This window comes from Caballeronia sp., from assembly GCF_028292365.1.
Lineage (GTDB): Bacteria > Pseudomonadota > Gammaproteobacteria > Burkholderiales > Burkholderiaceae > Caballeronia.
Genome location: NZ_JAQGMM010000297.1, coordinates 1 through 5,338, shown reverse-complemented (window position 1 = coordinate 5,338; position 5,338 = coordinate 1). Strand labels below are relative to the sequence as shown.

7 protein-coding genes are annotated in these 5,338 nt (G+C 62.4%); all 7 read left to right on the top strand.

Features of this window, described 5'->3' with window-relative positions; genetic code table 11:
• A partial coding sequence (locus JWR14_RS18635) for an MFS transporter (RefSeq protein WP_299709644.1) occupies positions 1 to 477 on the top strand: 477 nt, incomplete at its 5' end.
• On the top strand, positions 474 to 1,265 hold the full coding sequence (locus tag JWR14_RS18630) for an SDR family oxidoreductase (protein WP_299709643.1): 792 nt from the start codon (positions 474 to 476) through the stop codon (positions 1,263 to 1,265). The genes JWR14_RS18635 and JWR14_RS18630, both read left to right, overlap by 4 nt.
• Before the next feature lie 13 nt (positions 1,266 to 1,278).
• Positions 1,279 to 2,037: an SDR family NAD(P)-dependent oxidoreductase gene (locus JWR14_RS18625; protein WP_299709641.1), complete on the top strand. Its 759-nt coding sequence runs from the start codon at positions 1,279 to 1,281 to the stop codon at positions 2,035 to 2,037.
• 34 nt (positions 2,038 to 2,071) lie between these two features.
• The gene (locus JWR14_RS18620) at positions 2,072 to 2,371 is read left to right on the top strand and encodes a hypothetical protein (RefSeq protein ID WP_299709639.1); all 300 of its coding nucleotides are present in this window, start codon (positions 2,072 to 2,074) and stop codon (positions 2,369 to 2,371) included.
• Positions 2,368 to 3,486: a GTP-binding protein gene (locus JWR14_RS18615; protein ID WP_299709638.1), complete on the top strand. Its 1,119-nt coding sequence runs from the start codon at positions 2,368 to 2,370 to the stop codon at positions 3,484 to 3,486. The genes JWR14_RS18620 and JWR14_RS18615 overlap by 4 nt, the downstream gene beginning before the upstream one ends.
• A gap of 65 nt (positions 3,487 to 3,551) precedes the next feature.
• Positions 3,552 to 4,703, top strand: a complete 1,152-nt coding sequence (locus tag JWR14_RS18610; protein WP_299709646.1) for an extracellular solute-binding protein — start codon at positions 3,552 to 3,554, stop codon at positions 4,701 to 4,703.
• A 21-nt stretch (positions 4,704 to 4,724) separates the two neighbouring features.
• A partial coding sequence (locus JWR14_RS18605; protein WP_299709636.1) for a GntR family transcriptional regulator occupies positions 4,725 to 5,338 on the top strand: 614 nt, incomplete at its 3' end.

The window sequence follows — 5,338 nt, the reverse complement described above, 5'->3', positions numbered from 1 at the left end:
GTGCATAACGTGTCGTTCGAGAACTCGTTGTTGATTCTGGTGCTGTCGAACGTGATCGGTTATTGCGGATACCTGAGCCACGGCTGGATTGGCGACAAGATCGGCCGGCGCAACACGCTGGCAATCGGCTGGATGCTCGGCGGTCTTGCGTTCGCCGGCATGTTGATGGGTCCGAGCAGCACAGGCATTGTCGTAGCGCTTTATAGCCTCGGGTTGTTCTTCCTGATCGGACCGTATTCTGCCGCGCTGTTTTTCATCGGCGAAAGCTATCCGACTTCCATTCGCGGCACCGGCAGTTCGATCGTCCATGCGATGGGTCCGGTTGGCGCAATTCTCGCCGGCGTCGGCGTGACCGCCATGCTCAACCATGGCGGTGACTGGATGCACGCCGCCATCTGGTTTGGCGCGGTGCCGTGTTTCTTGTCCGGCGTGCTGATCTTCTTTGCGAAACACGTCGATCCCGAGGAAATCAAATGAACTCGAAGCCAGGAGCATCGAAGGGAAAATTGCAGCGCGTCGCTATTGTGACCGGCGCGGCCAGCGGGATCGGACAGGCGCTCGCAGTGGCGTATGCGCAGATTGGCGTGGCGGTGGTCGGCGGATATTTTCCCGGCGATCCGCATGACCCCGCGCAAACCGAACGCGCGGTGCGGGAAGCGGGTGGCGAGTGCGTCATGCACGCGGTCAACGTGACCTCGGCGGATGAAGTCGAAGCGTTTGCGCAAGTGGCCGTCGACCGGTTCGGCCGGCTCGATTACGCGGTCGCCAACGCGGGTTTGCTGCGTCAGGCCGCACTCACTGAGATGCGCGACGAGCAATGGTTCGAGATGCTCGACGTCGATCTGTCCGGCGTGATGCGGACCTTTCGCGCAGCCGCCCGGCACATTGAGGATCATGGCGCGATGGTGGCCATTTCGTCGATAGCCGGCGGTGTCTACGGCTGGGAGCAACACGCGCATTATTCGGCTGCGAAGGCGGGCGTACCCGGCTTGTGCCGCGCTGTCGCCATGGAACTCGCACCGCGTGGCGTGCGCTGCAACGCGGTGATTCCGGGATTGATCGAAACGCCGCAATCGCTCGATGCCGTCAATTCGCTCGGCCCCGATGGCCTGCGTGAAGCGGCACGCGCGATTCCGCTGCAACGGGTTGGCCGGCCGCAGGAGATCGCCGCGCTGATCCGCTTCCTCACGAGCGACGACGCGTCTTATATCACCGGCCAGTCGATCATCGCCGACGGTGGCCTGACCGTGCGCTGGCCGGGTTAAGGAGAGTTTTCGAATGACCACTTTGTTTTCACTCGATGGCCGCCGCGCTGTCGTTACCGGCGCGGCAAGCGGCATTGGCGCGGCGATCGCGAATCTTTACGCTGCGTCCGGTGCGCGTTTGCTGCTAGCAGATCGCGACGCGGCGCGACTTGCAGTCCAGGCCGATGCGTGCCGCGCCGCTGGCGCGAAAGTCGAAACGGTGCAGGCGGATGTCGGCGATGAAGCCGATGCGAACCGGATTGTCGATACCTGTATTGAAGCGTTCGGTGGTATCGACATCCTGGTGAACAACGCCGGCATGTTGACGCAGGCGCGTTGCACGGATCTCACCACGGCGATGTGGGACGACATGATGCGCGTCGACTTGCGCAGCGTATTCTTGTGTACGCGACGCGCGCTGCCTTCAATGATCGCTCAACGCTGGGGCCGTGTGATCAACGTTGCCTCGCAATTGGGCATCAAAGGGGGAGCTGAGCTGAGTCACTACTCGGCGGCGAAGGCCGGCGTGATCGGTTTCACGAAGTCGCTCGCGCTGGAGGTGGCGCCCGATAACGTGCTCGTCAACGCGATTGCGCCGGGGCCGATCGAGACGCCGCTCGTCGATGGCATCAGCGCGGCGTGGAAGCAGGCGAAGTCGGCGGAGTTGCCGTTGCGGCGTTTTGGACGTACCGATGAAGTCGCACCGACGGCGTTGCTGCTTGCATCGGATCCGGGCGGTAACTTGTTTGTTGGCCAGACGCTCGGACCGAATTCCGGCGACGTGATGCCATGAGATTTTCTCAAGCGACCTGACAGGAGAGGCAGACATGTGCGGCATGTGTAGATTGCTTGGCGGTGGCAATCACTGGTCGAACACCACGGCGCCGGTGGCGGACGCGAATCCGCGTCGGCAGCGTCTCATCCAGGCTGCGCTCGCCAATCGGGTACTGCTACCGTTCCGGCTCAAACTCGATGACTTCCATGGACAGTCGTTCGTGTTGTCATCGCCCACGGGCGCGAGCGAACTTGTCAGCGATTTTGCGCAAGTATGGCGCGTGGCCGAACGCATGCTCGGTCGCCCACTCGATCCGCTGACGCTCTATATCGACGAACCGGCAACGCCATGAGCCTCGCCTACGACATCCTGCCGCTAACCCTCGTCACGGGTTTTCTCGGCAGCGGCAAATCGACCTTGCTCGCCGATGTCCTGCGAGGCGACGCCGCGCGTGATACCGCCGTCCTCGTCAACGAATTCGGCGATGTCGGCCTGGATCATCTGCTGATTGGCGAGGTGGACGCTCGCACGGTTCTGCTCGATAACGGCTGTGTATGCTGTTCGATCCGCGGTGAATTGAAGGACGCGCTCGCGACACTTTTCTCGCAACGCGCCCGTGGCGAAGTGCCGCCGTTCACGCGAGTCGTGCTGGAAACCACCGGACTCGCGACGCCTGCGCCGATCATCGCCACGCTTCTCGCCGATCCTCTGATCCGTAGCCACTACGCGCTGAACGCGACCATTACCGTAGTCGATGCCGTGAACGCCGCCGCGCAGCAAGCGCGGCATCCCGAATGGCTCGCGCAAGTGACGGCCGCGGACCGGTTGCTTATTTCCAAGCCCGATCTCGTCGATGACATACACATCACGGAATTGGCCGCCTCGCTCGCGGCACTCAATCCTGCCGCGGAGATCCTGATTCGCCGCGATGTATCCAGCGCAAAGGGCATTAACAAGCACACCGGTCGCGCCTTGCTCGACATGCTGTTCGCATCGGCGAGTTCGATCGATCTGATCGGACGTCTCGGACGGGCCCTACGTCTGGCGAACCAAGAGAACGAAGCGAACCAAGAGAACGAAGACCCGACGACGAACGGTCCGCTTGCACATCGCGGCGAGCGTTATTCAACCAGCGCCGCCTCCATCCAGTCTTTCTGCATGCAGATCGACGCGCCCATCGACTGGCAGGTCTTCACCCTCTGGTTCACGATGCTTCTCAACCGTCACGGTGATAAGATTTTGCGCGTAAAGGGTCTGTTGTCCATTGCGGGGTCCGACCAGCCGGCTGTGCTGCACGCCGTGCAGCATCTGGTTCATCCGGTGCTGCATCTGGACGCCTGGCCCTCGGCATCGTCCGATCCGGGGCGTCGCTCGCAGCTCGTGTTCATCACCGAAGGCCTCAGCCGCGACGCGATAGAAACGTCGTACGCACGGTTCCAACATCATCTTGAAGAAGCGGTGCATTGAAGCCCAAGTCGACGTCCCCCAAACCCACCTCGGCCGCGATCCATCCGGCGAAGATCGAATTGCGCGTGCTCGGCACCACGGTCACGCTGCAGGAACACATTCGCAAGCAGGCGGAGAAAGATCTCGGCATCAAGCTGCGTTTTATCGTCGATGACGGCTCCGCCGTGCAGCGCGCAGGCGTCATGCATCCGGAAAACTACGAGGTCTACGACCAGTGGTTTCACAGCATCGACTGCCTGTGGCCGGCGCGTGCGTTGCAGCCGATCGAGACCGCGCGGATTCGCCGCTGGGACGAGATCAATTCGCTGCCGCGTACCGGCCAGCTCGGCGATCACGCTTGCACGAATGCGGGCAGCGTGCCGGTCGATCGCCTCTACGTGCAGCCTGATAACTCGCTTGCGCGCACGCCGACCGGGCGCATCAGCATGTTGCCGCTTACGCATAACGCGGACAGCTTTGTGTATCTGGAAGACGCATTGCCGGCCGCGCTGCAAGCCACGCCAGAAAGTTGGGCGTGGTTGCTCGCGCCCGAGCTCAGCGGTCGAGTCGCGCTGCAGGCCGACGCGGCAATCGGTGCGATCGACGCGGCGCTTGCCGTCGAGGCAGCGGGGCTGATGAAGTTCGCCGACATCGGCAATCTGACGATTGAAGAGATTGATGGCCTGATCGCCACGCTGATCGATTTCAAGCGACGCGGCCATTTCGCCGGCTTCTGGTCGAGCTTCGCCGAAGCCGCGCAATTGATGATTACCAACAAGGTGGCAATCCAGAGCATCTGGTCGCCGGCGACGGTGGAGCTGGAACGCGCCGGCTTGCGCTTCCGGCTGGCGAGTCCGCGCGAAGGGTATCGCGCATGGTTTGGCGGCATGGCGCTCTCGCGTGTTGCGCGTGGCCGTGTACTCGACGCCGCTTATGATTATCTGAACTGGTGGCTCGACGGCTGGGCCGGCGCGACCATGGCGCGGCAGGGCTTCTACATCTCGAACCCCGAGCGTTCGCGTGGTCATCTGAACGACGCTGAATGGGCTTACTGGTACGATGGCAAACCCGCCGAAGCGGAATTGCCCGGACCGACCAGCAAGCATCTGGTCACGGCCGGCCAGCAGCGTGACGGTGGTAATTACGTTGCGCGCATGGGCCGCATTGCCGTGTGGGATTCCGTGATGGACGAGCATAACTACCTGGTGCGCCGCTGGAACGAATTCATGCGTGCCTGACGCCGCAACCCTGATCCGACGATGACAAGAAGCGCACGCGCCGCGCTCACGCAGCCGACCCGAACCGACAAAGCAGCCGAATCCGTGATCGACACCTTGATCGATACGGATACGCGGTTGCGTTATCGCCTGATACACGACCAGTTGAAAAGTGCGATTGCGCTGGGTCGTATTGCGCCCGGGCTGGTGCTGCTGGAAGGGCCGGTCGCGCGTATCTTCGGCACGAGTCGCGTGCCGGTGCGCAAGGCGTTCGAGATGCTGCACGCCGATGGTTTACTGCATACCTTCGAAGGCCGCGGTTACCTCGTTGCCGGCGCCGACGGCAGCGCACCTGAGCCGCTGCGTGCGCCGTTGTCTGAAGCATCGCTTGGCTTCGAACAGACCCAGGCGCCGCTGGAATTGCCGTCGAATAGCGAGCGGATCTATCACGCGCTCGAAGCGGTTGTGTCCATCGCGATCGCGTTCGGTCATTATCGTATTGACGAAACTGCAGCGGCGACCGCGTTCGGTGTCAGTCGAAGTGCGGTGCGCGAAGCGCTGAGCCGGCTGCGCGATTTCGGCCTCGTGGAAAAATCGGCGTATTCGCACTGGCTTGCCGGACCGTTGACTGCGCGAGCGGTCGCGCAAGACTATGA

What these genes read in the sequence shown, in the direction of transcription:
- JWR14_RS18630 (WP_299709643.1), top strand. Translation starts at nt 474, where the DNA reads ATGAACTCGAAGCCAGGAGCATCGAAGGGAAAATTGCAGCGCGTCGCT.
- JWR14_RS18625 (WP_299709641.1), top strand. Translation starts at nt 1,279, where the DNA reads ATGACCACTTTGTTTTCACTCGATGGCCGCCGCGCTGTCGTTACCGGC.
- JWR14_RS18620 (WP_299709639.1), top strand. Translation starts at nt 2,072, where the DNA reads ATGTGCGGCATGTGTAGATTGCTTGGCGGTGGCAATCACTGGTCGAAC.
- JWR14_RS18615 (WP_299709638.1), top strand. Translation starts at nt 2,368, where the DNA reads ATGAGCCTCGCCTACGACATCCTGCCGCTAACCCTCGTCACGGGTTTT.